The 24,232-nt window shown below is 61.3% G+C and carries 20 protein-coding genes; 12 read left to right on the top strand and 8 right to left on the bottom strand.

Annotated features, from left to right (window positions below; genetic code table 11):
• Positions 1 to 199: 199 nt before the first annotated feature.
• A complete protein-coding gene (locus ACYASU_RS06495) occupies positions 200 to 691 on the bottom strand; it encodes a GNAT family N-acetyltransferase (protein ID WP_192172123.1) in 492 nt (163 codons plus the stop codon).
• A 605-nt stretch (positions 692 to 1,296) separates the two neighbouring features.
• Here ACYASU_RS06495 and glgA point away from each other — a divergent pair.
• The 8 genes from glgA (at position 1,297) to ACYASU_RS06455 (ending at position 13,980) form a co-directional block, all read left to right on the top strand.
• Positions 1,297 to 2,883, top strand: a complete 1,587-nt coding sequence (gene glgA, locus ACYASU_RS06490; RefSeq protein ID WP_463582325.1) for a glycogen synthase GlgA — start codon at positions 1,297 to 1,299, stop codon at positions 2,881 to 2,883.
• 25 nt (positions 2,884 to 2,908) lie between these two features.
• The gene (gene treZ / locus ACYASU_RS06485; RefSeq protein WP_463582324.1) at positions 2,909 to 4,735 is read left to right on the top strand and encodes a malto-oligosyltrehalose trehalohydrolase; all 1,827 of its coding nucleotides are present in this window, start codon (positions 2,909 to 2,911) and stop codon (positions 4,733 to 4,735) included.
• Positions 4,725 to 6,809 (top strand): 4-alpha-glucanotransferase, encoded by a 2,085-nt coding sequence (malQ, locus tag ACYASU_RS06480; protein ID WP_463582323.1) that lies wholly within the window; start codon positions 4,725 to 4,727, stop codon positions 6,807 to 6,809. The genes treZ and malQ overlap by 11 nt, the downstream gene beginning before the upstream one ends.
• Positions 6,806 to 9,592 (top strand): malto-oligosyltrehalose synthase, encoded by a 2,787-nt coding sequence (locus tag ACYASU_RS06475; protein ID WP_463582322.1) that lies wholly within the window; start codon positions 6,806 to 6,808, stop codon positions 9,590 to 9,592. Before malQ ends, ACYASU_RS06475 begins: the two co-directional genes overlap by 4 nt.
• A 16-nt stretch (positions 9,593 to 9,608) precedes the next feature.
• Positions 9,609 to 10,097 (top strand): DUF2934 domain-containing protein, encoded by a 489-nt coding sequence (locus ACYASU_RS06470; protein WP_192172128.1) that lies wholly within the window; start codon positions 9,609 to 9,611, stop codon positions 10,095 to 10,097.
• A gap of 174 nt (positions 10,098 to 10,271) precedes the next feature.
• Complete coding sequence (gene glgX / locus ACYASU_RS06465; RefSeq protein WP_463582321.1) at positions 10,272 to 12,458, top strand: glycogen debranching protein GlgX; 2,187 nt, start codon at positions 10,272 to 10,274, stop codon at positions 12,456 to 12,458.
• Positions 12,459 to 13,125: 667 nt separating this feature from the next.
• Positions 13,126 to 13,455 carry a hypothetical protein gene (locus ACYASU_RS06460; RefSeq protein WP_192135927.1) on the top strand — a complete coding sequence of 110 codons (330 nt, stop codon included), beginning with the start codon at positions 13,126 to 13,128 and terminating at the stop codon, positions 13,453 to 13,455.
• A 219-nt stretch (positions 13,456 to 13,674) separates the two neighbouring features.
• A complete protein-coding gene (locus ACYASU_RS06455) occupies positions 13,675 to 13,980 on the top strand; it encodes a DUF6482 family protein (protein WP_282372689.1) in 306 nt (101 codons plus the stop codon).
• 227 nt (positions 13,981 to 14,207) lie between these two features.
• On the opposite strand, the gene adhP is transcribed toward ACYASU_RS06455, so the two are convergent.
• From adhP to ACYASU_RS06430, 5 genes are all read right to left on the bottom strand, one after another.
• Positions 14,208 to 15,239, bottom strand: a complete 1,032-nt coding sequence (adhP, locus tag ACYASU_RS06450) for an alcohol dehydrogenase AdhP (RefSeq protein WP_463582320.1) — start codon at positions 15,237 to 15,239, stop codon at positions 14,208 to 14,210.
• Positions 15,240 to 15,621: 382 nt separating this feature from the next.
• Positions 15,622 to 16,407: a sulfite exporter TauE/SafE family protein gene (locus tag ACYASU_RS06445; protein ID WP_282372691.1), complete on the bottom strand. Its 786-nt coding sequence runs from the start codon at positions 16,405 to 16,407 to the stop codon at positions 15,622 to 15,624.
• Between the two features lie 146 nt (positions 16,408 to 16,553).
• Positions 16,554 to 17,057, bottom strand: a complete 504-nt coding sequence (locus ACYASU_RS06440) for a cupin domain-containing protein (protein WP_463582319.1) — start codon at positions 17,055 to 17,057, stop codon at positions 16,554 to 16,556.
• Between the two features lie 71 nt (positions 17,058 to 17,128).
• Positions 17,129 to 17,893 carry a trans-aconitate 2-methyltransferase gene (gene tam, locus ACYASU_RS06435; protein WP_463582318.1) on the bottom strand — a complete coding sequence of 255 codons (765 nt, stop codon included), beginning with the start codon at positions 17,891 to 17,893 and terminating at the stop codon, positions 17,129 to 17,131.
• Between the two features lie 114 nt (positions 17,894 to 18,007).
• Complete coding sequence (locus ACYASU_RS06430; RefSeq protein ID WP_463582317.1) at positions 18,008 to 19,093, bottom strand: glycoside hydrolase family 3 N-terminal domain-containing protein; 1,086 nt, start codon at positions 19,091 to 19,093, stop codon at positions 18,008 to 18,010.
• A 301-nt stretch (positions 19,094 to 19,394) separates the two neighbouring features.
• Here ACYASU_RS06430 and ACYASU_RS06425 point away from each other — a divergent pair, with 301 nt between their 5' ends.
• The 4 genes from ACYASU_RS06425 to ACYASU_RS06410 all read left to right on the top strand — a co-directional run bounded on the left by ACYASU_RS06425 (position 19,395) and on the right by ACYASU_RS06410 (position 22,808).
• The gene (locus ACYASU_RS06425; RefSeq protein ID WP_463582316.1) at positions 19,395 to 19,742 is read left to right on the top strand and encodes a hypothetical protein; all 348 of its coding nucleotides are present in this window, start codon (positions 19,395 to 19,397) and stop codon (positions 19,740 to 19,742) included.
• Positions 19,743 to 19,952: 210 nt separating this feature from the next.
• Complete coding sequence (locus ACYASU_RS06420; protein WP_192172138.1) at positions 19,953 to 20,516, top strand: type 1 glutamine amidotransferase domain-containing protein; 564 nt, start codon at positions 19,953 to 19,955, stop codon at positions 20,514 to 20,516.
• 209 nt (positions 20,517 to 20,725) lie between these two features.
• Positions 20,726 to 21,391 (top strand): glycosyltransferase family 2 protein, encoded by a 666-nt coding sequence (locus ACYASU_RS06415; RefSeq protein WP_463582315.1) that lies wholly within the window; start codon positions 20,726 to 20,728, stop codon positions 21,389 to 21,391.
• Between the two features lie 142 nt (positions 21,392 to 21,533).
• A complete protein-coding gene (locus ACYASU_RS06410; RefSeq protein WP_346629938.1) occupies positions 21,534 to 22,808 on the top strand; it encodes an Nramp family divalent metal transporter in 1,275 nt (424 codons plus the stop codon).
• A gap of 142 nt (positions 22,809 to 22,950) precedes the next feature.
• Here ACYASU_RS06410 and ACYASU_RS06405 read toward each other — a convergent pair whose 3' ends face one another.
• Both ACYASU_RS06405 and ACYASU_RS06400 read right to left on the bottom strand, forming a co-directional pair.
• Positions 22,951 to 23,427: a copper chaperone PCu(A)C gene (locus ACYASU_RS06405; protein WP_463582314.1), complete on the bottom strand. Its 477-nt coding sequence runs from the start codon at positions 23,425 to 23,427 to the stop codon at positions 22,951 to 22,953.
• Entirely contained in the window at positions 23,427 to 24,035 is a 609-nt protein-coding gene (locus tag ACYASU_RS06400; protein ID WP_192172142.1) for an SCO family protein, read from the bottom strand. Before ACYASU_RS06400 ends, ACYASU_RS06405 begins: the two co-directional genes overlap by 1 nt.
• Between the last annotated feature and the right edge of the window lie 197 nt (positions 24,036 to 24,232).

Genomic DNA, 24,232 nt, shown 5'->3' with positions numbered 1-24,232 from the left:
ACAAATGGTTTGTAAGGTGTTGCCTGGGCAACAACAGAAACACCGTGGGTATTGAGTGGGACCGGCTTTAGCCGGGAAGGCTTATTGCGTCACACCATAAAACTAAAGGTGTTCAAAACGGCCCCTTCCCGGCTGAAGCCGGTCCCACTAACAGCATGGAGTGCATCCCGTGGGATCGGCTTTCCCCATTGCCGCTTCGCTAGAGCGACTTCTGCCAGAACAGCGCGCGACCCATTTGCGGGTCCAGCTGGTAGTCGGCAAATCCAAGCTTGCGGTACGCGCCTTTGGCGGCTTCGTTGCCTTCGAGCACTTCCAGGGTGATTTTGCAGCAGCCGCGCTGGCGGGCGATTTCCTCGACTTTGGCCAGCATCTTCTGGCTGATTCCCTGGCCTCGCGCGGAGGCGATCACCACCACGTCATGCACGTTGACCAATGGCCGGCAGGCGAAGGTCGAGAAGCCCTCGAAGCAGTTGACCAGGCCGACCGGCTCGCCGGCGATGAACGCCAGCACGCTGAACGCATGGGGGCGCTTGGCCAGTTCGATCGCCAATTGCTGACGGGTGTCCATGGACAGCGACTGACCGCCACCCATGGCGTCTTCGGCGTATTGATTAAGCAGAAATCCGATCGCTTCTGCGTGAACCGAATTGCTGTAGCTGGCTTGCAGTACCAGAACCTCAGGGGCTTGCATTGACTTCCTCTACCGCTGGAGAAACCTCAACAGGCAGTCGACACAGTGTGCCGACGTGCCGCGTGGCGGCGATTCTAACGCCCTGGCCGAAAAAATATCCTTATACAGAAGTAGGAAATGTCTCTGATCGGTCAGGAATTCTTCCGGCGCGCACCGGGAAAAGGCAGCGCGAGCAAATTGTGCCTACGGCGTCCCACAACAGCGCAGGGGCTGCGCGCGGATAGACCATCGGCCCGGTGATTGTCCAACAATCCGACCGACGGCACCCCTGTAACAAGGCCTACACCCCATGCTCCACAACGGCGCATTCAGGGCCTTGCAGATCGCTTCATCACCCTGAATTCCACAATACCCCGCATCGCAATCCCGCATGCCAGACATGGCCCGGAAAAATTGTCGAAACTTCTGCACAGGCGCATAGGTCATGTGAATAGAGCAACTATGCTGTTGAAAAATCGAAGCAGAGTCCGCTTTCACCTTGTCCTCTAATGTGCAGTCGGTAAATGGGTATCGATCTTGCGTAGGTCTTGTGTGCCTGGCCATAGGAAATGGCTGCTTACACCTTAAGTGCTGTACCAACACTGCATATCGAACTGGAGAAAACGATGATTAGTGCCGCTGTCAAAACCCAGAAGGGAGAGAGTTTTAATCAGCCGGCCAGCGAGCTGACCCATCTGCCGGTCTTCGCAACGACGAGCGCACCTGTGCTGCAACTGCCTCCTGTTCAACCAGTGATTTCTTCGGTGACCCGCAAGAAAGTCCTGTTCGTGACTTCAGAGATGGCCGACCTGGTGAAAACCGGCGGTCTGGGGGATGTGTCAGCCGCACTGCCGCGCGCCATGCGTCACCTGCACGATGTACGCGTGCTGATTCCCGGCTATCCACAGGTCATCAATAGTGGCAACCCGATCCACATCATCAGCGAACTGCCCGGTCACGCCGCGCTGCCTCCCTGCAAGATCGGGCGGATGGACATGAAAGACGGTCTGGTCATTTACGTCCTGATCTGTCCCGAGTTATACGAGCGTGAAGGCACGCCCTACGGTGACAACGACGGCCGCGACTGGTCTGACAACCATATTCGCTTTGCCCGCCTGGGCCTGGCGGCTGCCGACTTTGCGGCCGGCGCGGTCAAGACCCAGTGGTGCCCCGAGCTCGTTCACGCTCACGACTGGCCAGCAGGCCTGGCGCCGGCGTACATGAAATGGCGCGGCCAGACCACGCCGTCGATCTTCACTATCCACAACCTGGCGTATCAGGGCTTTGTGAGCATTGCCTCCAGCCGAGAGCTGGGCATTCCCGACTCAGCATTGAGCCCGGAAGGCATGGAGTTTTACGGTCAGCTCTCGTTCATCAAGGCCGGCATGGCGTATTCCAGCCACATCACGACCGTGAGCGCGACCTACGCCAAAGAAATTACCACCCCGGATTTTGGCTGTGGCCTGGAAGGTTTCCTGCAGAGCAAAGCCGATCGCGGTCAGCTCAGCGGCATTCCCAACGGCATCGACGAGAGCTGGGACGCTGCCACCGACGAGCACCTGATCTGCCGCTTCGCTCCGAACGAGTGGACACGCAAGGAAATCAACGCTGACTACGTGCGCGAGCTGTTTGAACTGGAGCCTTCCACCGGCCCGCTGTTCGCCGTGGTCTCCCGTCTGGTTTACCAGAAGGGTCTGGACCTGACCATCGGGGTTGCCGAGCACATCGTCAACAACGGCGGCCAGATTGCGATCATCGGCCGTGGCGAACCTGAAGAAGAAGACGCCATGCGCGCCCTCGCCGCCCGCTTCCCGGGGCAGGTCAGTGTCCGTGTGGGCTTCAACGAAACCGACGCACGTCGCATGTTCGCCGGCAGTGATTTTCTGCTGATGCCTTCGCGCTACGAGCCTTGCGGCCTGAGCCAGATGTACGCGCAGCGCTTCGGCTCCCTGCCGATCGCACGCCGCACTGGCGGTCTCGCGGACACCATCGAAGACGGCTGCACCGGTTTCCTGTTCGACGAATCCACGGTCGAGAGCTACACCGAAGCCCTGACCCGCGCGCTCAAGGTCTTCGAAAGTCCATTGCTGCTCAACGCCATGCGCTGCCGCGCCATGGCCGCTCCGTTCGATTGGCACAAGGCGGTAGAACCCTACGCCGATCTTTACCAGGAGCTGCTGAAGAAAAACGCAGGCGTGGCACTGCACTATTGATAACCCACTGATCAAGGAATTACGGATGCCTTCGCGCACGGATCAAAACTGGCGCCACGGCGCCGTCATGCTGGATCCACAACACACCCGGTTTGCCCTGTGGGCACCGGACGCTCAAAGCGTCAGCGTCGAATTCGAAAACGGGCCTTCACAGGCTCTTCAGCCAGAGCAGGACGGCTGGTTCGTGATCGAGACCGAGTGTGGAGCTGGCACGCGCTATCGCTTCAACGTCGCTCTCGATGGACAAAACAACCTTACTGTTCCTGACCCGGCTTCCCGGGCTCAGGACGGCGACGTGCACGGCTACAGCATCGTCGTCGACCAGGCCGCCTACCAATGGAAGAACACCGAGTGGCAGGGACGGCCCTGGCACGAGGCGGTCATTTACGAGCTGCACGTCGGTGCACTGGGTGGCTATGAAGGCGTTGAACAGCGTCTGCAGCATCTGGTGGACACCGGCATCACCGCCATCGAGCTGATGCCTATCGCGCAATTCCCGGGTGATCGCAACTGGGGTTACGACGGCGTGTTGCCTTACGCCGCGCAGTCGTCCTATGGCACGCCCGACCAACTCAAGCACCTGATCGACACCGCCCACGGGTTGGGCCTCGCGGTCATTCTGGACGTGGTCTACAACCACTTCGGCCCGGACGGCAATTACCTCGGCGCCTACGCCAGCCATTTCTTCCGCAGCGACAAGAAGACGCCGTGGGGCGACGCGATCGATTTCCGCCGCCGTGAAGTGCACGACTTCTTTATCGACAACACGATGATGTGGCTGCAGGACTACCGCTTCGACGGCCTGCGTTTCGACGCCGTGCACGCCATCGAAGACCCGACTTTTCTGCAAGACCTGGCAGAACACGTACGCGGGACGATTCCGTCGGAGCGTCACGTGTGGCTGACCCTGGAAAACGAATTCAACGAAGCCGGACGCATGGATCAGGGCTACGACGCCCAGTGGAACGATGACGGCCACAACACGCTGCACGTCCTGCTGACCGGCGAGACCGACGCTTACTACACCGACTTCGCCGAAAAACCCACGCAAAAGCTTGCGCGTCTGCTGGGCGAAGGCTTTGTCTATCAAGGCGAATCCACCCGTCATGGCCACGCCCGGGGCGAACCGAGCGGCCATCTGCCGCCGACCTCTTTCGTGCTGTTTCTGCAGAACCACGACCAGATCGGCAACCGGGCCTTCGGCGAGCGTCTGGTTCAGCTGAGCCCGCCCCCTGCATTGCAGGCGGCGACCGCGCTGTTGCTGCTGTCACCGATGATCCCGCTGATGTTCATGGGCGATGAGTGGGGCGCAAGCGAGCCGTTTCTCTTCTTCACTGACTTCCATGACGAGCTGGCAGACGCCGTGCGTGAAGGGCGTCGAGGCGAGTTCAAGGATTTCGCCGCGTTCAAGGATCCGGCCAAGCGCGAACAGATCCCTGATCCCAATGCTCTTGAAACTTTCGAGGCCTCGCGTCCGGCGTTCGATGCGCTGCTGCTGGAAACCGACAAGGGTCAGGACCATCGCAATTGGCTTGAGCTCTACAAAACCTTGCTGCAGATTCGCAAGACCGAGCTGTTCCCTCGCCTGCACGGCGCCAATGCGTTGGGCGTGAAAGAGCTGGGCGACAAGGCCGTCAGCGCACGTTGGAAGCTGGGCGACGGCAGCGAGTTGCGCATCGATCTGAACCTCGGCAGCGAGGCGGTCGACACTGATGATCACACTGGCTATAGAGTGCTTCATCAATCCCGTGCCAAGTCCGCAGAACTTTCCCCATCCGCCACCCTCAATCCATACACGGCCATTGTCAGCCTGAAATCGAGTGACGTTGTGGAGGAACAGGATGAGCAATGAGCAACTGGAAAAACTGGCAGCCCAGGCGGGCCTGTCGGTTGACTGGAAGGACGCCAACGCCAAACCGCAACACGTAAGCCCCGAGGTCCTGCGCAAGGTCCTCGGCGGCCTGGGTTACCCCGCCGAGACAGAAGAAGACGTCGAAGCCAGCCTTAAACGCCTGAACGAAGAAAGTCAGCCGGCCACCCCGCCGCCGTTGATGACCGTCGATCATGGCAAGGATCTCGACCTGTCCAGCTGGTTCGCCCCAGCCACCGCGTTCACGCTGACCCTGGAAGACGGCTCGCAGCTTGAAGCGCAGCTCACCGACAAGGCTGGCCTGCCCGGCTTGGCCACAGTGGGTTATCACCAGTTGGACGTGGGCGGCCAGCAGTTGACCGTCGCCGTCGCGCCGAAGACGTGCTACAGCCTGAACATGGCCAGCAAGAAAGCAATCGCCCGCGACTGGGGCCTGACCACTCAGCTGTACTACCTGCGCCGTGAAGGTGATGGCGGTATCGGCGATACCCAGGGGCTGGAGGCTTTCGTACGCGCTGCAGGCACCCGTGGTGCCTCGGCCGTGGCGATCAGTCCGGTTCACGCGATGTTCTCCAACGACAGCGAGCGCTACAGCCCGTACTCGCCTTCCAGCCGCCTGTTCCTCAACGCGCTGTATGCGGCGCCGGGCACCATTCTCGGTGACCGCGCGGTTGAGCTGGCAATCGAGAAAGCCGGCCTGGCCGACGAGTTCAAGCGTCTGGAATCACTGGAGCTGATCGAATGGCCCGCCGCCGCCAAAGCAAAATATGCCCTGCTGCGCGAGCTGTATGCCGGCTTCATCGGCAGCGATCATCCCTTCCACGAGGACTTCAAGAGTTTCCGCCAAGCGGGCGGTGAAGCCCTGGAAAACCACTGCCGTTTCGAAGCCCTGCGTGATGCGGGCGACGAATTGGGCATTGGCGGCAACTGGCATGAATGGCCGGAGCAGTACAAGAATCCACGTAACCCTGCCCTCGACGCATTCGCCAAAGCGCACGGCGAAGAGATCGGCTTCCACGCCTTCGCACAGTGGCTGATCGCGCGCGGCCTCGAACGGGCCCAGACTGCCGCACGTTCGAGTGGCATGAGTGTCGGCCTGATCGGCGATCTGGCAGTGGGTGCCGACGGTGCCGGCAGTCAGGCCTGGAGTCGTCAGGACGAGCTGCTCTCCTCCCTGACCGTGGGCGCACCACCGGACATTCTCAACCGCGCGGGCCAGAGCTGGGTCATTTCGGCATTCTCGCCAACCGGCCTGAAGCGCAATGGTTTTCAAGCGTTCATCGAAATGCTCCGGGCCAACTTCGCCCACGCCGGTGGCCTGCGCATCGACCATGTGATGGGGCTGCAGCGCCTGTGGGTCGTCCCGTTGGGATCCCCGGCGAGTGAAGGCGCTTACCTGAATTACCCGCTGGACGACATGCTGCGGCTGTTGAGCCTGGAATCGTGGCGTCACGAAGCAATCGTTTTGGGCGAAGACCTCGGCACGGTGCCCGAAGGTCTGCACGAGAAGCTCTCCGAGCGCGAGATCCTGGGGATGCGCGTGCTGCTGTTCGAACAGGACGACGCGACGTTCAAGCCCATCACGAAGTGGTCCAGAGACGCACTGGCTACCACCAGCACCCACGACCTGCCCACCCTCACCGGTTGGCTGAGCGAACTGGATGTCGACTGGAACAAAAAACTCGGGCTTGTCGATGACGACGCCGAGCAGAAGATGCGCGACGGCCGCGAACGGGAACGCAAGGGTCTGATCACGGCGCTCAAGCAGAACTACACGCTGCCGAGCAGCGGTGAAAGCATCAGCGCGAAAGACGTCATCGACTACAGCATTGCGTACCTCGGCCACACCCCGGCGCCGTTGGTGCTGCTCCCGATCGAGGACGCCCTCGGCATCGATGAGCAGGCGAATTTCCCCGGCACCATCGACAGTCATCCCAATTGGCGACGTCGGCTCAACGGCGACAGCGGCTCTCTGCTGAACAACGCCGATGCAGCACGACGACTTGAAATTCTGGCAGCGGCACGGCAACAAGCCGCGGAGCGTGATCAAAAATGAGTACCCCTCTTAAATCCCTGCGCGCCACCCAGCGCCTGCAGTTTCACAAAGACTTCACGCTGGACGACGCCACCAAGCTCGTGCCGTACTTCGCCAGCCTGGGCATCAGCCACATCTACGCCTCGCCACTGCTGAAAGCCCGCGCCGGTTCCATGCACGGTTATGACGTGGTCGACCCACGGGTGATCAACCCCGAACTGGGCGGTGAGCCGGCCTTGCTGCGCCTGGTCGCGGCGCTGCGTGAGCACGGCATGGGCCTGATTCTCGACATCGTCTCCAACCACATGGCAGTCGGCGGCAACGACAATCCCTGGTGGCTCGACCTGCTCGAATGGGGCCAGCGCAGCCCGTACGCCAAGTTCTTCGACATCCAGTGGAATTCTCCGGACCCGCTGCTCAAGGGCCAACTGTTGTTGCCGTTCCTGAGCACCGACTACGGCACCGTGTTGCAGAACGGTGAAGTGCCCCTGCGTTTCGATGCGGAGCACGGCACCTTCCACGCCGAGCACTATCAGCATCTCTTCCCGATCAACCCGGCCACGTACGCGCCGCTGTTGAAGGCAGCGAAGCGTTCCGAGCTGGATGAACTGGCCCAGCGCTTCGCCGACCTCGACAATTATCCTCAGGCCTACGAGCGTGCCCGTCAGGCCAAGGCTGAGCTGGCCGAAGCGGTGAAGGCCAAACCCGAGCTGGTCAAGGCCGTTGACGAAGGTCTCGCGCAGTTTGATTCCAGCACCCCGGAAGGCTTCGACCGCCTGCACCGTCTGCTTGAGCAGCAGGACTATCGTCTGGCGAGCTGGCGCACCGCGGGTGACGACATCAACTGGCGGCGTTTCTTCGACATCAACGAGCTGGGCGGCCTGAAGGTCGAGCGTTCGCAGGTGTTCGAAGCAACCCACGGGAAGATTTTCGAGCTCATCGCCAAAGGGCTTGTGGACGGTCTGCGCATCGACCACATCGACGGCCTCGCCGACCCGCGCGGGTATTGCCGCAAGCTGCGTCGTCGCGTCGACAGCCTGATGAAACTGCGCCCGGCCGGCACCGAACTGGAACGTCTGCCGATTTTCGTCGAGAAGATCCTCGGCCCAGACGAGCAACTGCGCACTGATTGGAACGTCGACGGCACCACCGGTTATGAATTCATGAACCAGGTGTCGCTGCTGCAGCACGATCCGAAAGGTGAAGCCGTACTGGGCGAGCTGTGGAGCCGCATCAGCGGACGCACGGCCGACTTCAATCAGGAAGTGCTGGAAGCCCGCGATCTGGTCCTCCACGGCACTCTGGCAGGTGATTTCGAAAACCTGGCCCAGGCACTGCTGCAGGTCTCGCGCAGTGACGTGATGACCCGCGACATGACCCTCGGTGCCATCCGCCGCGCGCTGCTGGCGCTGGTCAGCAACTTCCCGGTCTACCGCACCTACCTCACCGCCTGCGGCCGTTCTGCCGAAGACGAGCGCTTCTTCCAGCAGGCCATGGACGGTGCGCGGGAGATGCTCAGCGAAGGCGACTGGCCGGTGCTGGATTCCCTCAAGCTGTGGCTGGGTGGCGAGAAGCTGCGCGACTACCCGACGGGCCGGTTGCGCGAAATGCGCCGCAAGGCCGGCAACCGTTTCCAGCAGTTGACGTCGCCAGTGGCGGCCAAATCGGTGGAAGACACGTCGTTCTATCGCTCCGCCGTGTTGCTGTCGCGCAACGATGTGGGTTTCCACCCGCAACATTTCAGTGCGCCGGTGGAGGCGTTTCATCACGTCTCCATCGAGCGTCACAAGAGCTTCCCGAACAACCTGCTGACCACCGCAACCCACGACCACAAGCGTGGCGAGGACACCCGCACCCGTCTGGCCGTGCTCAGCGAACTGGCGCCCTGGTACGCCGAGCAGGTCGAGCGCTGGCAGCAGCTGTCGGCGCCGCTCAAGGCGGGTGACACCCACATCAGCCCAGGTGACGAGCTGATGCTGTATCAAGCAATCATCGGCAGCTGGCCGCTGGACCTCGAAGGCGAGCCGGCTTTCGAAGCCTACGCCAAGCGACTGACCCAGTGGCAGGAAAAGGCCCTGCGCGAAGCCAAACTGCAGAGCAGCTGGAGCGCGCCCAACGAGCCGTACGAGACCGCGTGCCGCGAGTTTCTCCAGCACTTGCTGCTGAACGCCGACGGTCTGGCACTGCGTCAATCCATCGGTGCCACGGCCAATCGCATCGCGACGGCCGGCGCGCTCAACAGTCTGGCGCAAACTTTGCTGCGAATGACTGCGCCCGGTGTGCCTGATCTGTATCAGGGCACTGAGTTCTGGGACTTCAGCCTGGTGGATCCGGACAACCGTCGTCCGGTGGATTACCCCGCTCGCGAACGTGCGTTGCAGGCATCCGTGCCGGTCACCGAGCTGTTGAACCAGTGGCACGACGGCCGGATCAAGCAGGCGTTGATTGCCCAGGTGCTTAGCCTGCGCAATGAGTACCCCGCGCTGTTCAGTGAAGGCGAATATCAACCCCTTGAAGTGGTGGGTGAAAAAGCCGATCACGTCATCGCTTTTGCCCGGGTAACGAAAGAGATGCGGGCTATTGTTGTGGTTCCGCGCTTGCCGGCTGAACTATTGGGCACTGCGCAAACTCCATTCATCAATGCAGCAAATTGGGGCGATACACGAATCAACCTGCCGTTCGCTGATTCACATCCAAATTGGAAGGGACTTTTTTCACAGGCTACAGTCACATCCAGCAAGGAAATGTTGCTCAGCGCAGCGCTCAAGGAAATTTCTGTAAACCTGCTTATACAAACCTTGTGATACCGGGAGTGTCGAGATGAGTGCCGACGATAAAAGAATCAGCGAGCTTGCCCACCAGATCTGGGAAACGGAAGGCAAGCCACATGGGCAAGATGCCCGCCACTGGGAAATGGCTAGCAAGTTGGCCGCCGCCGAGGCGAAGTCGCCTAAAAAACCGGCTGCTGCGAAGACGGCGAAGTCCAAGCTCGACGGCAAAGCGGAGCCCAAGGCTGCCGCTGCCAAACCCGCTGCGAAGGGTGCAGCCAAACCGGCGGCGAAATCTGCTGCCAAGCCTGCGGCTAAACCCGCAGCCGCATCAGCCGCAAAATCAGCAGGCAGCTCCGCTGATCAGGCTGCCAGTAAATCCGAGGCAAAAGCTGACGCCAAGCCTGCCGCCAAACCGGCAGCCAAGGCGCCCGCCAAACCCAAGGCTGCTGCGAGCGGTACCGATGCTGCCGCCAAACCGGCCAAGCCGGCGGCCAAGTCTTCTGCCAAGAAGCCTGCTGCCGCCAAGCCTGCGTCTTGATCAACTGCTTTAACGCGTCACTGTTGCGCCGCTAACACCCCTACCGCAGGGATCGCCTTAAAACGGTCGTCACCCTGCGGTAATTTTCAAACCTGTTGCATCGATGGCGCAGTCACGTACTGAGGCCACGGCTTTGTTCGCCTTCAGGAACTCATTCGAACGTCAGGAATACACATGAGCACGCAAGATAAAAGCACCGCTACACAGAATGAATCCGGCAACGCTGGCAGCCCCGAAGTCACGGCATCGCGCATTCGGGAAGGTTTGCCCTTCCCGCTCGGCGCCAGCTGGGACGGCCTCGGCGTCAACTTCGCCATCTTTTCCGCCAACGCCACCAAGGTCGAGCTGTGCCTGTTCGACTCGGCCGGTGAAGTGGAGCTTGAGCGCATCGAGCTGCCGGAATACACCGACGAGATCTTTCACGGCTACCTGCCCGACGCCCACCCGGGTCAGGTCTATGGCTACCGCGTCTATGGTCCGTACGATCCGAAGAACGGCCACCGTTTCAACCATAACAAGCTGCTGATCGACCCGTATGCCAAGCAACTGGTCGGCGAGCTGAAGTGGTCCGAGGCGCTGTTCGGTTACACCATCGGTCACCCGGACGACGACCTGAGCTTCGACGAGCGTGACAGCGCGCCCTTCGTGCCCAAGTGCAAGGTCATCGACCCTGCGTACACCTGGGGCCGCGAACAGCGCGTCGACGTGCCGTGGGACAAGACGATTTTCTACGAGACCCACACCCGCGGTTTCACCATGCGTCACCCGTCCGTGCCTGATGAAGTCAAAGGCACGTTCGCCGGCCTGATGGTCGATGACGTGATCAAGCACATCAAAGGTCTGGGCGTGACCTCGATCGAATTGCTGCCGATCCACGCCTTCGTCAACGACCAGCACCTGCTGGAAAAAGGCATGACCAACTACTGGGGTTACAACACCCTGGCGTTCTTTGCACCGGATCCACGCTACCTGGCCCACGGCAAGATTTCCGAGTTCAAGGAAATGGTTGCGCACATGCACCACGCCAACCTGGAAGTGATCCTGGACGTGGTCTACAACCACACCGCCGAAGGCAACGAGCGCGGCCCGACCCTGTCGATGCGCGGTATCGACAATGCTTCGTACTACCGCCTGATGCCGGATGACAAGCGTTACTACATCAACGATTCCGGCACCGGCAACACCCTCGACCTGAGCCATCCGTGCGTGCTGCAGATGGTCACCGATTCGCTGCGCTACTGGGCGACCGAGATGCACGTCGACGGCTTCCGCTTCGACTTGGCCACCATCCTCGGCCGTTACCACGATGGTTTCAGCGAACGCCACAGCTTCCTCGTGGCCTGCCGCCAGGATCCGGTGCTGCGTTCGGTGAAACTGATCGCCGAGCCATGGGACTGTGGTCCAGGCGGTTACCAGGTCGGCAACTTCGCGCCGGGCTGGGCGGAGTGGAACGACAAATTCCGCGACAACATCCGCGCATTCTGGAAAGGCGATGAAGGCCAGCTGGCCGACTTCGCCAACCGCATGACGGCGTCGGGCAACCTGTTCAACCAGCGTGGCCGCCGCCCTTACGCTTCGGTCAACTTCATCACCGCCCACGATGGTTTCACGCTGCACGACCTGGTGTCGTACAACGACAAGCACAACGAGGACAACGACGAAAACAACCAGGACGGTAGCAACGACAACCGTTCCTGGAACTGTGGCGTCGAAGGCCCGACGGACGATCCGGAAATCAACGCGCTGCGCCTGCGCCAGATGCGCAACTTCTTCTCGACGCTGATCCTGGCCCAGGGCACGCCGATGGTGGTTGCCGGTGACGAGTTCGCCCGTACTCAGCACGGCAACAACAACGCCTATTGCCAGGACAGCGAGATCGGCTGGGTCAACTGGGACCTGGACGAAGACGGCAAGGCCCTGCTGGCGTTCGTCAAGCGTCTGATCAAGCTGCGTCAGTCGTACCCGATCCTGCGTCGTAGCCGCTTCCTGGTGGGCGATTACAACGAAGAACTGGGCGTGAAGGACGTGACCTGGCTGTCGCCAAGCGGCGAAGAGATGACCATCGAGCAGTGGGAAGATCCGAACGGCCGCTGCCTGGGCATGTTGATGGATGGCCGCGCTCAGGAAACCGGTATTCGTCGCCGCGGCTCCGAAGCAACGCTGCTGCTGGTAGTCAACTCACACCACGACGGCGTCAACTTCACGCTGCCGGAAGTGCCGGAAGGTCTCAACTGGACCAGCCTGATCGACACCAATCAGCCGGAAATCGACGGCAAGGATCAGTTCGAGTTTGGCAGCGAGTACACGGTCACGCCGCGTTCGCTGTTGCTGTTTGAGCTGCAGAAGGCTCCACAGGCGTAACTGTTCGCGCCTGGATTCATAGCGACACCTGCTTGCCCGCGATGGGGTCAGTCAGCCAGAGGTAATGGCTGGCTGATCCGGTCGCGGGCAAGCGTCGTTTCGTCAGCACCCTTTCAAGCCCCCCCGCCCGACTCCCGCACTGTTGCCCCCGGATTCATTGACTTTGTAGTCACGAATCGACCTCCATGTTCTGAAACTACAAAATATGTAGTGCGCGAAAATAATCACTACAAAACCATTGACGAGGCCTTTTGGCGACTGCATAGTGCAGGCGTCTCCCCGATCGGGAGAGCTGGCAAAAGTATTCCGGGCCCGTTCGACACAGCCGTCGAACAACCTCTGGATGTGTGCTGCCCACAAGGCAGATTGATGAAGCCGAACCGGCATGATCGACCCACCAGGCCGAGCGCTGGCGACACGTCCTCATGACACTTGTGGTCGACCACCCAGTCGCCCGTGTCTTCCAGGCGTCCGCCCTTTCTCGCCCGGGTCCGATCTTTGCCCTCTGCCTTCATCAATACCCACACGTTTGCGGCCCGGCACCGGCTCTGTGTACCGACGGACCTTGTTTGTCAGCGACTGGAAGGACTGCGAATCGACGGACGATTCGCCATTGCGTTTGAACTCACTCGATAGATTAACCAGTGGTCAAAAAGGGGTAACAACCATGAACCTGAACAACCAACCTACCATTGATCAATTGGCTCGACTGTTCGCCGCACGCAAGGATTCCCTTGATAGCCACATCCTCTGGGTGTGCGAGGAAGGCAACGTGCACATGGACGGCCTGGGTGCCTGCACCGAGGAAGAACAATTCGAGAGTCAGCACCCGCACATGCGTGCCCGGCTGAAGATGTACCGCAAGGGCCACGGCTATGTCGGCAAGAAGGCCGCGGCGGACAAGCAGTTCCTCGGCCAGGTACTGGAAACCCTGAGCAGTGAATGGGGCGCCGTGCAGAAAGCGCCTGGCCTGCGCGTTATTGACAAGCTCTGCTGATTGAAACGCCGTTGCCTGCCTGTTTTCGATGGGCAGGCAACGGCGGTTTTTCGCGGCGCTAATCCCGTTGCAAGCCCCCGCCAACGCCCCCTCGTCCGCCTCCCCTGTTTACGTTGAACTTGGCACCGCCATCCTCTTCCAATGCAAGCGAGCCGCGTCGACGGTTACGCATCAATCCATGGAACAGACAACGCCCGCGTGCGTAATTAAGGTGCCGTAATGGATCTGGACAAGCTCAGCAAACACGTCAAGGCCGGGGAAGTCACCGAGGTCAATCTGGTGTCGATCGAAGGTGGCTCGTATGCCATACATGCGCTCATGGACGGCAAGTCCAATGCCATCGCCAGCCCGGACGGCAAAGTGCTGCACGTGGCCTCGGTCGACGAAGCGCGCAAATGCCTGTCGTCGCTTCAGGACGTGAAGCTGTTCATCGTGCACCCGGTGGTCTACGACGAAATGGTCGGGCAGCCGCACACCACACCCGAAGCGCCCCGCCAGCCCATTCCGTTCCGCTCGGGGAACTGACCTGAACGCGTCGAGTGCGCGCCGGTTCTTGCTGAATGCATGCGATGCATTAGTGGGACCGGCTTCCGCCGGAAAGAGGCCAGTGCGAGCATCCTCGATTTTGCGGCGTGACACCTGACGCCTTCCCGGCTAAAGCCGGTCCCACAAGTCAGCGTCGCAGCCAATCCAACTGGCTGCACGCGATGCACTTTGTGGGACCGGCTCCAGCCGGGAAGAGGCCTGGTCGGTCAACCGCGAAAATCGATGACGATCCTCGACTGTACTTCGCCGTCACCCAACTCCCTGAACACCTGATTGATCTCGGCCAACGGCCGCAGCTCGATGTCGGCCTTCACCTTGCCCTCGGCGGCGAAGGCCAAGGCTTCAGCCATGTCCTGCCGAGTGCCGACGAACGAGCCGCGTACGGTGATGCAGTTGGCGACCACCTCGAACAGCGACAGCGGAAACTCGCCCGGTGGCAGCCCGACCAGCACGCACGTGCCACGTTTGCGCGTCATGCCCACCCCTTGTTTGAACGCCGCCAGCGAGGGCGCGGTGATCAGCACACCGTGCGCCCCGCCATCGGTAACGTCCCTGACGGCCTGCACCGGGTCACCCGCTCGGGCGTTCACCACCGCGTCTGCACCTAGCGTGGTGGCATGGGCCAGTTTGCCGTCGTCGACATCCACCGCGCACACGCGCAGGCCCATGGCTTTGGCGTACTGCACGGCCAAATGCCCTAGCCCGCCAATCCCCGAAATCACGATCCACTGACCCGGCCTGACATCAGCCTCCTTGATGCCTTTGTAGGTGGTGACCCCGGCGCAGATGATCGGCGCGGCTTCATGGGGCGCGAGCCCGGCCGGAATGTGCGCCACGTATTCAGGGTCGGCGAGAATGCATTCGGCGAACCCGCCATTGCGGGTATAGCCGCCAAACTCTGCGCTGGCGCACACGGTTTCCCACGCGCTCAGGCAGTACTCGCAGTGACCGCACGCTGAATACAGCCACGGCACGCCCACGCGATCGCCCTCGCCCACGCTGGTCACGCCAGCCCCCAGGGCCACCACGATGCCGATGCCTTCATGTCCCGGAATGAAGGGCAGCGAAGGCTTCACCGGCCAGTCTCCCCGTGCCGCGTGCAAGTCGGTATGGCACACGCCACAGGCTTCAGTTTTGATCAGGATCTGCCCGGGGCCCGGCGTGGGAATGTCCCACTCGCGAAGCATCAGCGGGCTGCCGAATGCTTCTACAACTGCGGCCTTCATTTTGCCTTTCATAGAGTCTGCCTTCGCCTGAAACGGGCTAAGTTCGAGTAACGGGCGCGAATGATCAGTCATGGAATTGCCTCATGAGCCTCCCACGATCGCGATGGGCTTGGCGGTGGCTGACCTGAATCAACCGACGGCCAGTGTGCTCGCCTGAAGTGACCCGGTATTGATCTGGATCAACAAGTCCTGTTCATCGAGACGCATCGCTATTGGGGGGCAGACAAGAAGTGAGCTCAGAGGTGCAGGCGCTGAATGTCCTGCAGCAAACACCTACCTTGTGGGAGTGAGCTTGCTCACGAAGACGGCATTTCGGCCGCTGGAGAGACAGCGGATGCCCCCCCGGCAAACCAGCGCCCATGACCGCTACATCGACAGGCGCATCCATGCAGCGTTAAAACACCAGCTTGTAACCGATCGCCAGCAGCATCAGCGCCAGACACGGGCGCAGGATGGCGTCGGGGATGCGGCCGGTCAGGTGGCTGCCGATGTAGATGCCCGGCAGCGAGCCCATCAGCAGGTAGCCCAGCATCGACCAGTTCATGTTGCCCATGCTCGCGTGGCCAATGCCGGCGATCAGGGTCAGGGGCACGGCGTGGGCGATTTCGGTGCCAACCAGGCGACGGGTTTCGAGGAAGGGATAAAGCAGGAACAACGCCACCGTGCCGAGGGCGCCGGCGCCGATGGACGTCAGCGCGACCATGGTGCCGAGGATGACGCCGGTCAGCACCGTCAGCCCGTTCAGCATTCGGCTGCTGAGGCGATAACGATCGCCGGCGTGGCGCTGAGCAAACGCCAGCAGGCGCTTTTTGAAAAAGATCGCCAGCGCGGTCAGCAGCAGCACCACACCCAGCGCTTGTTTGATCACCTGATTCATCGCGTCCGGCGCGGTGTGCAGGCTGCTCAGAAACCACAGCGTCAGCCCGGCGGCCGGCACGCTGCCCAGAGTCAGCCAACCGGTGATGCCCCAATCGATGTTGTCGTTCTTTTTGTGAACCAGCACGCCGCCGCTTTTGGTGATGGCGGCGTACAGCAGATCAGTGCCCACTGCGGTGGCGGGATTGATGCCAAACCACAGCAGGATCGGGGTCATCAGCGATCCACCGCCCACCCCCGTCATGCCAACGATGAAACCGACCACCAGCCCTGCGACGACGAAACCTGCGTTGCCAAAATCCATTGCTCTGCCTGACTGCACATTCAAAAGCCGGCGGGCAGGATAGCGATTTTTGCTCTAAGGACTGCTGTTTTTCTTATATCGCGCCTAGATCGAGACGTTCTATGGTTATAACCAAATGGGTCATGGGCACATGGCTGCCGATTGAATCAAGGCTCGCCCTCCCAGTAATCCAGTGTCGCATCAGGACGCTGCACGGCCGCAAACGCACGTGCTCCGTTGATGGTGACCATCGCCTGATACTTGCCGGAGTCCGGGTATTCGCACACTTCCGGCGTCTCGCGGGTACTGATGGATAAATACTTCAGCGGCGCGTCAGAGGTGTTGATGATCTGGTGGGGATACTCAGGCCCCGGCGGAATGAAGATCACATCGCCGCTGCGGATCGGGAGCATTTCACCCGCCACGCGCAAGGTGCCCTGCCCGTCCAGAATGACGAACATTTCTTCCTGCGCGTAATGAAAATGATAAGGGCACGAGCGCTTGCCGGGTGCGACGATGTCCACCGACGCGCCCAGTTTCTGCGCGGCGGTGCCGGTGCCCAGGCGGGCGGCATGGCTTTCGTACAGCGGGTCGCGGCGCTCGTGTTGCAGCGGCACTTCATTGAAATTGCGAATCAGCCGTGCGGCCAGTTCGCCGGGGTCATTGCTCATGCTCACTCCATCAGAAAAAGGCGGTGTCGATCACGGCTCGCAAAACAGCGGCTTAACGCAAGCCGCAGGCTTCAACGTGTCGCAACGATGAACAAGCGCGGGAACGGCAGCAGCACTGTGCCGTCGTCCAGCGCCGGGTAGGCCTGGCTGATCGCCTGCAAATAGGTGTCGAGAAAATCCTGCTGCGCCGCTTCGTCGAGCTGTTGCAGATAGGGCCGCAGCGCCGAACCCTTGAACCACTCGACCACTGCCCCATGCCCGCCGGCAAGCGGATGGTGATACGTGGTGCGCCAGACATCGACCTCGGCGCAATGCCCTTGCAGCAGTTCGAAGTAATAGGCGGCAGGGTGTCGGTCGGGGTGCTTGACGTCGCCAATCCTGCTCGCCCACTCCGCGCTCGCGGCGATGTCCCGGGCCAGACGATGGGCAGGCTCCTCCAGGTTGTCCGGCGTCTGCACCGCCAGCACGCCACCCGGGTTGAGCAGGCTGACCAGCCGCGGGTACAGCGTCGCGTGGTCAGGCACCCATTGCAGCGACGCGTTGGCGAGAATCACGTCGTAAGTCTGTGCCGGGTTCCAACTGCCGATGTCGGCGAGTTCGAATGCAACATTCGGCAGCCTCTGACGGGCGTCGCGCAGCATGTCGTCGGAGCTGTCCAGCCCGGTCACCGTGGCCTCCGGGAAACCCTCGGCCAGCACTTCGGTGGAATTGCCGGGACCGCAGCCGAGGTCGACGGCGGTGTGCACCGAGGCCAGAGGAATGGCGGCGACGAGGTCGCGGACCGGCCGGGTGCGTTGCTGCTCGAACATGAAGTACTGCCTGGCGGACCAGCTCATCGTGCCTTCCTTCTGGGTGGACAGAGTGGCGAGGGTAGAACGCGCGGGCCGCGAGTACAAATAGGGTGAGCGATGAGCTGCAAGCTGCACGTGGTCGGCAGCAACAGCGGGTGTTCAGATCATGACTCGGCGGGTGAGATGACCGCCTGAGACCGGGTAGGAGACGTACAGGCCTGAGTCCACTTGGGCTCTTGACGTTTGGGCGTGGGCGCGAACTGTGCGCGCGGCGGCAAGCAGGGTTTGCGCATCCAGTCCTCCATTGTTTACGGCATCGACGATGGCGCGCGAGATGTCGTCAAGCCCCGCCTCCGCCGACAGGAGCAACAGGTGCGCACCGGCATTCAGGGCGGCGACGGCGGTGTCGGCGATGCTGTTGCCGCGCAGGATGGAAACGGCGTCGAGGTCGTCGGACACGATCAGCCCTTCAAAACCCAACGCATCACTTAGCAGGCCGATGACCGCCGCTGAAGTGCTGGCAGACTGCTGCGGATCCAGCGCCGGGAACACCGCAGGCCCGGGCATGATTGCGCCAACGCGTGCGGCAATGACCTGCCTGAACACCTCCAGCCCGTCGCTGAGCGCGGCGGCGTTGTCGGGCACAGTAGCCCGCGCCACCGCCGGGTCGTGCTCGACCTGGTAATGACCCGGAAAGTGTTTGGCCGTCGCAATCACGCCGGCACGCTGCACACCCCGAATGAACGCGCAGGCAATGCGCGCCACTTCGGCGGCATCGGGCCCGAGGTTGCGCTGGTGCAGCCAGGGGTTGACCCCGCTGACCACGTCCACAATCGGCGCCAGGAACAGATTGATGCCCATGACCCTGGCCGAACTGGCCATCTCATAACAGCGCGACTCGATGTCGGCGGTGCTCATGTGGGTCAGTTCGGTCGAGCTCGGCATACCGGGCACCAGACCGTGCAAGCGCTGGATGCCGCCGAGCTCCTGATCCACGGCGATCAGCACCGGCGCCGCCGCACACAGTGCCGCCTCCCTGGCGATCGCGGAAAACTGCGCATCGGTTTCTTCCCGGCGGCGCTCGAAACTCATGTTTCGGGCCAGGTACTCATCACGCGTCTCACCCAGCAGGACCGACACGCCGCCAGCGTGTAAATGGCGGCGCACAGGTTCGTCCAGCGCCAGGCCGGCAATCGCGGGCATCAGGACTGACCGGGCAGCCCGTTGCAGTTCGTCGTGTGACATGTGTTCTCCGTCATTCAGGCAGTAACGAACGGGCACATGCTTAAGTGAGCGCTCGTTTTCGCTCACTCTATTCATCAATCGAGCAATATGCAAACCGATCGAGCAATAAGCAGCGCTCGACTGAGCGAACCCATTGATCAGGATGACTCGTCCAGAAGCTCGGTGACGGCAGCGCAAGCCAGGCTTTAACCCGCGGTGAAATATTTCAAAGCGTGCGCTTTTCATTTGCACGGTTGCTGGTCAACATAGGCGCCCATCGACCCGATCGAATTGTTTTCGTTTTCTAATTCAGGATGAATTGATGCGCCGTTTATCACCGTATTCGTTACTGGGCTGCGCCATCGCCGTAGTGCTGGGCGGTTGCAGCTCTACGCCGAACAACCCGTCATTCAATTTCGATACCGCCAAGACGCCGTCTGACTATGCCAAGTGCATCTACCCCAAGTGGCAGCAGATCAAGCCGGGCACGACCATGACCGAGAGCAAGGGTCACTACAAACTGCTGATCTCCGGCAAGATCGCCTCCGATGAAATTCTCGAGGTCTACAAAGGCAACCCCAATACCCGGGTTTTCCTGTACCAGCGCGCCCCTCTGTCGTCGGCCTTTGGCCGCAATGCATTGGAAAAAGCGGTCCGCGAATGCCTGTGACAACGGTTTGATCACGCTGCGCCGTTTCGTCGCACGGCGGTGATCCCGGCGCCCCAAATCCGGGGGCTCAGCCTTAGTCGTCGCCATCGACCTTCAGCCCGGCCACGCAATCGGGCTGAACTTTCGCTTTTCCGTTTCCCTCTGAAAGTGACACCGCCCGCTGATAGTGGGCGCAGTTCAGCACTTTTTATTTCAGAGGAAAGCGAAAACATGAGCAATCAACTGAACGGCAAGAAGGTTTTGATCATTACGTCCAACACCGGCATCGAGCGCGACGAACTGCTCAAGCCGCTGGAAGCGTTGAAGGGTCAGGGTGCTGCAGTGACCCATGCCTCCATCGAAGGCGGCACTGCGCAACTGTTCCTGAACGACACCGACAAAGACGCCGTCGTGACCTCCGACACCAAGCTGGCCGGCCTGTCTGCCAATGATTTCGATGCACTGGTCATCCCCGGCGGCACGGTCAACGCCGACACCCTGCGCCAGGACAGCGATGCCCAGAAGCTGGTCAAAGCATTCGCCGACGCCGGCAAGACCGTCGCGTCGATCTGCCACGGCCCATGGCTGCTGATCGATGCCGGCGTGATCAAAGGCAAAACCCTGACCTCTTACCCAAGTGTGCGCACTGACCTGGTCAATGCCGGCGCGGCCAATTGGGTTGATGCCGAGGTCAAGGAATGCCCGGCCAACGGCTGGACCCTGATCACCTCCCGCACCCCGGACGATCTGCCAGCGTTCAACGAGGCCATCGCCAAGGCACTGCTGGCGGGCTGAACCCTGATTCCCACGCCGTGGGGTCTCGCCATAACGCAAAACCATCGACGCCGCTATTCAGCGGCGTCGTTGCGTTTGGGATATGCCTCAACGCTGCCAGGCGAGTTGGTGGTCTTCGTAAACGAAAATACTTGAAACCAAATTTCCCTCGCTTCGGTCGACATCGAAGGACGCCGCGATCAGCGCAGGTGCCGAGACGAGACACTTCGATGATTGGAATTATTGTCCCCGCGCACAATGAAGAAGATTTCCTGGACGACTGCATCAAGTCGCTGACCGCATCCTCCGTTCACGAAGACCTCCACGGCGAGCCTGTGGAAATCCTCATCATGCTCGACGACTGCTCCGATGCCTCGGCCGGGCTTGCAGCCGCTCATGGCGTGAGGACCCACGCATGCGCCTACCGCAACGTTGGCATGACCCGGGCAGAAGGCGCAAAGCTGATGCTCGAGCGTGGCGCGCGCTGGCTGGCGTTCACCGACGCCGACAGCGTCGTGCCCTATGCGTGGCTGGCGCATCAGGTCAGCCTGAATGTGGATGCGGTGTGCGGCATCGTCGAGGTCGACGACTGGTCCGGCCATCCCGAGCATGTGCGCCAACGCTATGACGCGCTGTACCGCCCGGTGGATGACCATCGGCACATTCATGGCGCGAACCTGGGCGTCAGCGCCGATGCGTATCAGCGGGCCGGCGGTTTCAAGGCGCTGGCGGCCCATGAAGACGTGCATCTGGTTGCCGATCTGCAACGCATCGGTGCGTCCATCGCGTGGATTTCCGCGAACAGCGTCACCACCAGCGCACGAAAGGACTACCGGTGCAAGGAAGGCTTTGGGGATTATCTAAACTCACTGGCAGCGGCGTCGCTGTCGAGCTGATGGTTGCCGGGCGTACTCGCCAAAACCGCACAGCAGACCCTGCCTGTCGCCACCTTTGATCACTCAGCGTCCAACGACGGAATCCTTAATGCCGCCTATCGACCACCCTGCCCGCCCCGGCGACGACACACTCGGCGGGGGCATGCCCAGCGCCAGTGTCGCCATGCCCAAGAGCGGCAACTGGTTCAAGCGGCTGCTCGCGTTCACCGGCCCCGGCTATATGGTCGCCGTGGGCTACATGGATCCGGGCAATTGGGCGACTGACATCGCCGGCGGTTCGAAATTTGGTTACCTGCTGCTGTCGGTTATCTTGCTGTCGAATCTGATGGCGATCGTGTTGCAAGCGCTGTCCGCGCGTCTTGGGATCGTCACCGGTTGGGATCTGGCGCGGGCCTGCCGCGAACGTTGCAGCAAGCCGGTGTGCATCGCCCTGTGGATTGCCTGCGAGATTGCGATCATCGCCTGCGACCTGGCCGAGGTGATCGGCACCGCCATTGCGCTGAACCTGTTGTTCGGCATTCCGCTGATCTGGGGCGCGGTGATTTCGGCGGTCGATGTGTTCCTTATTTTTCTGCTCATGGGCCGCGGGTTTCGGGCGCTCGAGGCGTTTGTCATCGCACTGCTGCTGGTCATCTTCGGCTGCTTCGCGATCCAGATGGTGCTGGCCCAGCCTGATCTGGCGGAGCTGTTCGCCGGTTTCATTCCCAAGGCCGAGGTGGTCACCAATCCCGAGGCGCTGTATCTGGCAATCGGCATCATTGGCGCGACGGTGATGCCGCACAACTTGTACCTGCACTCCTCCATCGTGCAGACCCGCGCCTATCCGCGCACGGATGAAGGCCGGCGCATCGGCCTGCGCTGGGCAGTGACCGACAGCACCATCGCGCTGACCCTGGCGCTGTTCGTCAACGCGGCGATTCTCATTACAGCAGCGACGGTGTTTCACAAGGCCGGCAAAACCGACGTAGTGGAAATCGAACAGGCCTACCACTTGCTCTCGCCGATGCTGGGCGTGGGCATGGCGTCGATGCTGTTCGGCGTGGCGTTGCTGGCGTCGGGGATCAACTCCACGGTCACGGCGACCCTGGCCGGGCAGATCGTCATGGAAGGCTTTCTGCGTATGCGCCTGCCGGGCTGGATCCGCCGCCTGCTGACCCGTGGGCTGGCGATCATTCCGGTGATTGTGGTGACCAGCATCTATGGGGCTCAGGGCACGGCTAAATTGCTGGTACTGAGTCAGGTCATCCTGTCGATGCAACTGCCCTTCGCCATCGTGCCGCTGGTGCGCTTCGTGTCGGACCGCAAGCTGATGGGCGATTTCGTGACCGGGCCCATTCTGACGACCCTGGCCTGGGGCATCGCGCTATTGATCATCGTGCTGAACGTGGTGTTGCTGCTGGGGGCGTTTGGGGATTGAAGCGTGTCCAACAGGAGAACGCATTCTATTTGTGGGACCGGCTTTAGCCGGGAAGACGCCGGTTCGAACACCATCAATTCTGCGGTGTGGCGCCTGACGCTTTCCCGGCTGAAGCCGGTCCTGCCGGAATACGCGCTCCTGCTTAATGGGCCATCCCGTGATCATGGCTCATGTCCATAACGGCGCGGGCCGGGGCGCTGACATTGACGACTTCGGTCTCGCCCTTTGCATTCTTCACGGTCAGGGTCAGTGGCACCTGGTCGCCCTCTTTGATCTGGCCCGTCAGCCCCATGAGCATGACGTGGTAGCCATCGAGGTCCAGCGCCACGGTCTCGCCCGCGGGCAGCGGCACGGCGTCGACCGGGCCCATGCGCATGACGTCGTTGGTCATGCTCATCTCGTGGATCTGCACATCTTTGGCCACCGGCGAGCTGACGCTGAGCAGCGTGCTGTCGGTGTCGGCGGTGATGCGCATGAAGGCACCGGAGGAAGGCTGCCCGGCCACCGTTGCACGCACCCACGGATCCTCGACCCGCGTCTGCGCAACCGCACTCAGGCTGACGCCGGCCAACAGAGAGACAAGCAACGAGCGCGAAACAGCATTCAACAAAGCATTCATCAGCAGACTTCCATGACAGTGAGCAAATCTTCCGCGCATTGCTTGGCGGAAAGCGAAGGCGACAGCCCCAGGCGCAGGTTACCCCGGGAGTCGAACACGAAGCTGGTGGCGGTGTGGGACATGGTGTAGGTGTTCCCCGCCGGGACCTTTTCGTAGAACACGCCGAATTCTTTGGCGACGTGGGCGGTCTCTTCCAGCGTGCCGCGCAGGGCAACGAACGTCGGATCGAACTGTTTGACGTAGGCGTCGAGAATCTGCGGCGTGTCGCGCTCGGGGTCGACGGTGATGAAGATAACCTGCAGCGTCTTGCCGTCCTCGCCCATCATCTTTTTGATCTGCGCAGCGCGGGCCAGCGCCGTGGGGCACACCGCCGGGCACTGGGTGAAGCCGAAAAACACCATCGGCATCAACCCGCGATAACTCGACAGGGTTTTGACCTCACCGTCGGTGTCGGTCAACTTGAAGGTCCGGCCCATGATCTTGTTGCTCAGATCTTTGCCGTACTTGAAATCCAGCGCAGTGGTCGAACCGTCACAGCCGGCCAGTAGGCCCAGCCCCAAAAGGCCCATGCCGGTGACCACCTGACGGCGGGTCAGAAATTCATTCATCTGGCGAACTCTCGAAAGCAGCGGCTGGCGCCAACGCCAACCCTTTTTTCGTCCACCTCGCCGGGCGCAGGCGTTGATTGGCAGTCGCACTGCAGCAGCGAGGGACGAAGCGAAAAAAACAAGTGCGCGACAGTGTCGCGCAAAACCGGCTTGAATAGGTTACGAGCGGATTTTACGCAGGCCATCCGACGACGCTG

This window comes from Pseudomonas sp. HP_12, assembly GCF_055283955.1.
The sequence above is the reverse complement of the archived record's forward strand: the minus strand, read 5'-3'. Positions and strand labels throughout refer to the sequence as shown.

Coding starts and splice junctions, on each gene's coding strand:
- ACYASU_RS06495 (WP_192172123.1), bottom strand. CDS start 691: ATGCAAGCCCCTGAGGTTCTGGTACTGCAAGCCAGCTACAGCAATTCG.
- glgA (WP_463582325.1), top strand. CDS start 1,297: ATGATTAGTGCCGCTGTCAAAACCCAGAAGGGAGAGAGTTTTAATCAG.
- treZ (WP_463582324.1), top strand. CDS start 2,909: ATGCCTTCGCGCACGGATCAAAACTGGCGCCACGGCGCCGTCATGCTG.
- malQ (WP_463582323.1), top strand. CDS start 4,725: ATGAGCAATGAGCAACTGGAAAAACTGGCAGCCCAGGCGGGCCTGTCG.
- ACYASU_RS06475 (WP_463582322.1), top strand. CDS start 6,806: ATGAGTACCCCTCTTAAATCCCTGCGCGCCACCCAGCGCCTGCAGTTT.
- ACYASU_RS06470 (WP_192172128.1), top strand. CDS start 9,609: ATGAGTGCCGACGATAAAAGAATCAGCGAGCTTGCCCACCAGATCTGG.
- glgX (WP_463582321.1), top strand. CDS start 10,272: ATGAGCACGCAAGATAAAAGCACCGCTACACAGAATGAATCCGGCAAC.
- ACYASU_RS06460 (WP_192135927.1), top strand. CDS start 13,126: ATGAACCTGAACAACCAACCTACCATTGATCAATTGGCTCGACTGTTC.
- ACYASU_RS06455 (WP_282372689.1), top strand. CDS start 13,675: ATGGATCTGGACAAGCTCAGCAAACACGTCAAGGCCGGGGAAGTCACC.
- adhP (WP_463582320.1), bottom strand. CDS start 15,239: ATGAAAGGCAAAATGAAGGCCGCAGTTGTAGAAGCATTCGGCAGCCCG.
- ACYASU_RS06445 (WP_282372691.1), bottom strand. CDS start 16,407: ATGGATTTTGGCAACGCAGGTTTCGTCGTCGCAGGGCTGGTGGTCGGT.
- ACYASU_RS06440 (WP_463582319.1), bottom strand. CDS start 17,057: ATGAGCAATGACCCCGGCGAACTGGCCGCACGGCTGATTCGCAATTTC.
- tam (WP_463582318.1), bottom strand. CDS start 17,893: ATGAGCTGGTCCGCCAGGCAGTACTTCATGTTCGAGCAGCAACGCACC.
- ACYASU_RS06430 (WP_463582317.1), bottom strand. CDS start 19,093: ATGTCACACGACGAACTGCAACGGGCTGCCCGGTCAGTCCTGATGCCC.
- ACYASU_RS06425 (WP_463582316.1), top strand. CDS start 19,395: ATGCGCCGTTTATCACCGTATTCGTTACTGGGCTGCGCCATCGCCGTA.
- ACYASU_RS06420 (WP_192172138.1), top strand. CDS start 19,953: ATGAGCAATCAACTGAACGGCAAGAAGGTTTTGATCATTACGTCCAAC.
- ACYASU_RS06415 (WP_463582315.1), top strand. CDS start 20,726: ATGATTGGAATTATTGTCCCCGCGCACAATGAAGAAGATTTCCTGGAC.
- ACYASU_RS06410 (WP_346629938.1), top strand. CDS start 21,534: ATGCCCAGCGCCAGTGTCGCCATGCCCAAGAGCGGCAACTGGTTCAAG.
- ACYASU_RS06405 (WP_463582314.1), bottom strand. CDS start 23,427: ATGAATGCTTTGTTGAATGCTGTTTCGCGCTCGTTGCTTGTCTCTCTG.
- ACYASU_RS06400 (WP_192172142.1), bottom strand. CDS start 24,035: ATGAATGAATTTCTGACCCGCCGTCAGGTGGTCACCGGCATGGGCCTT.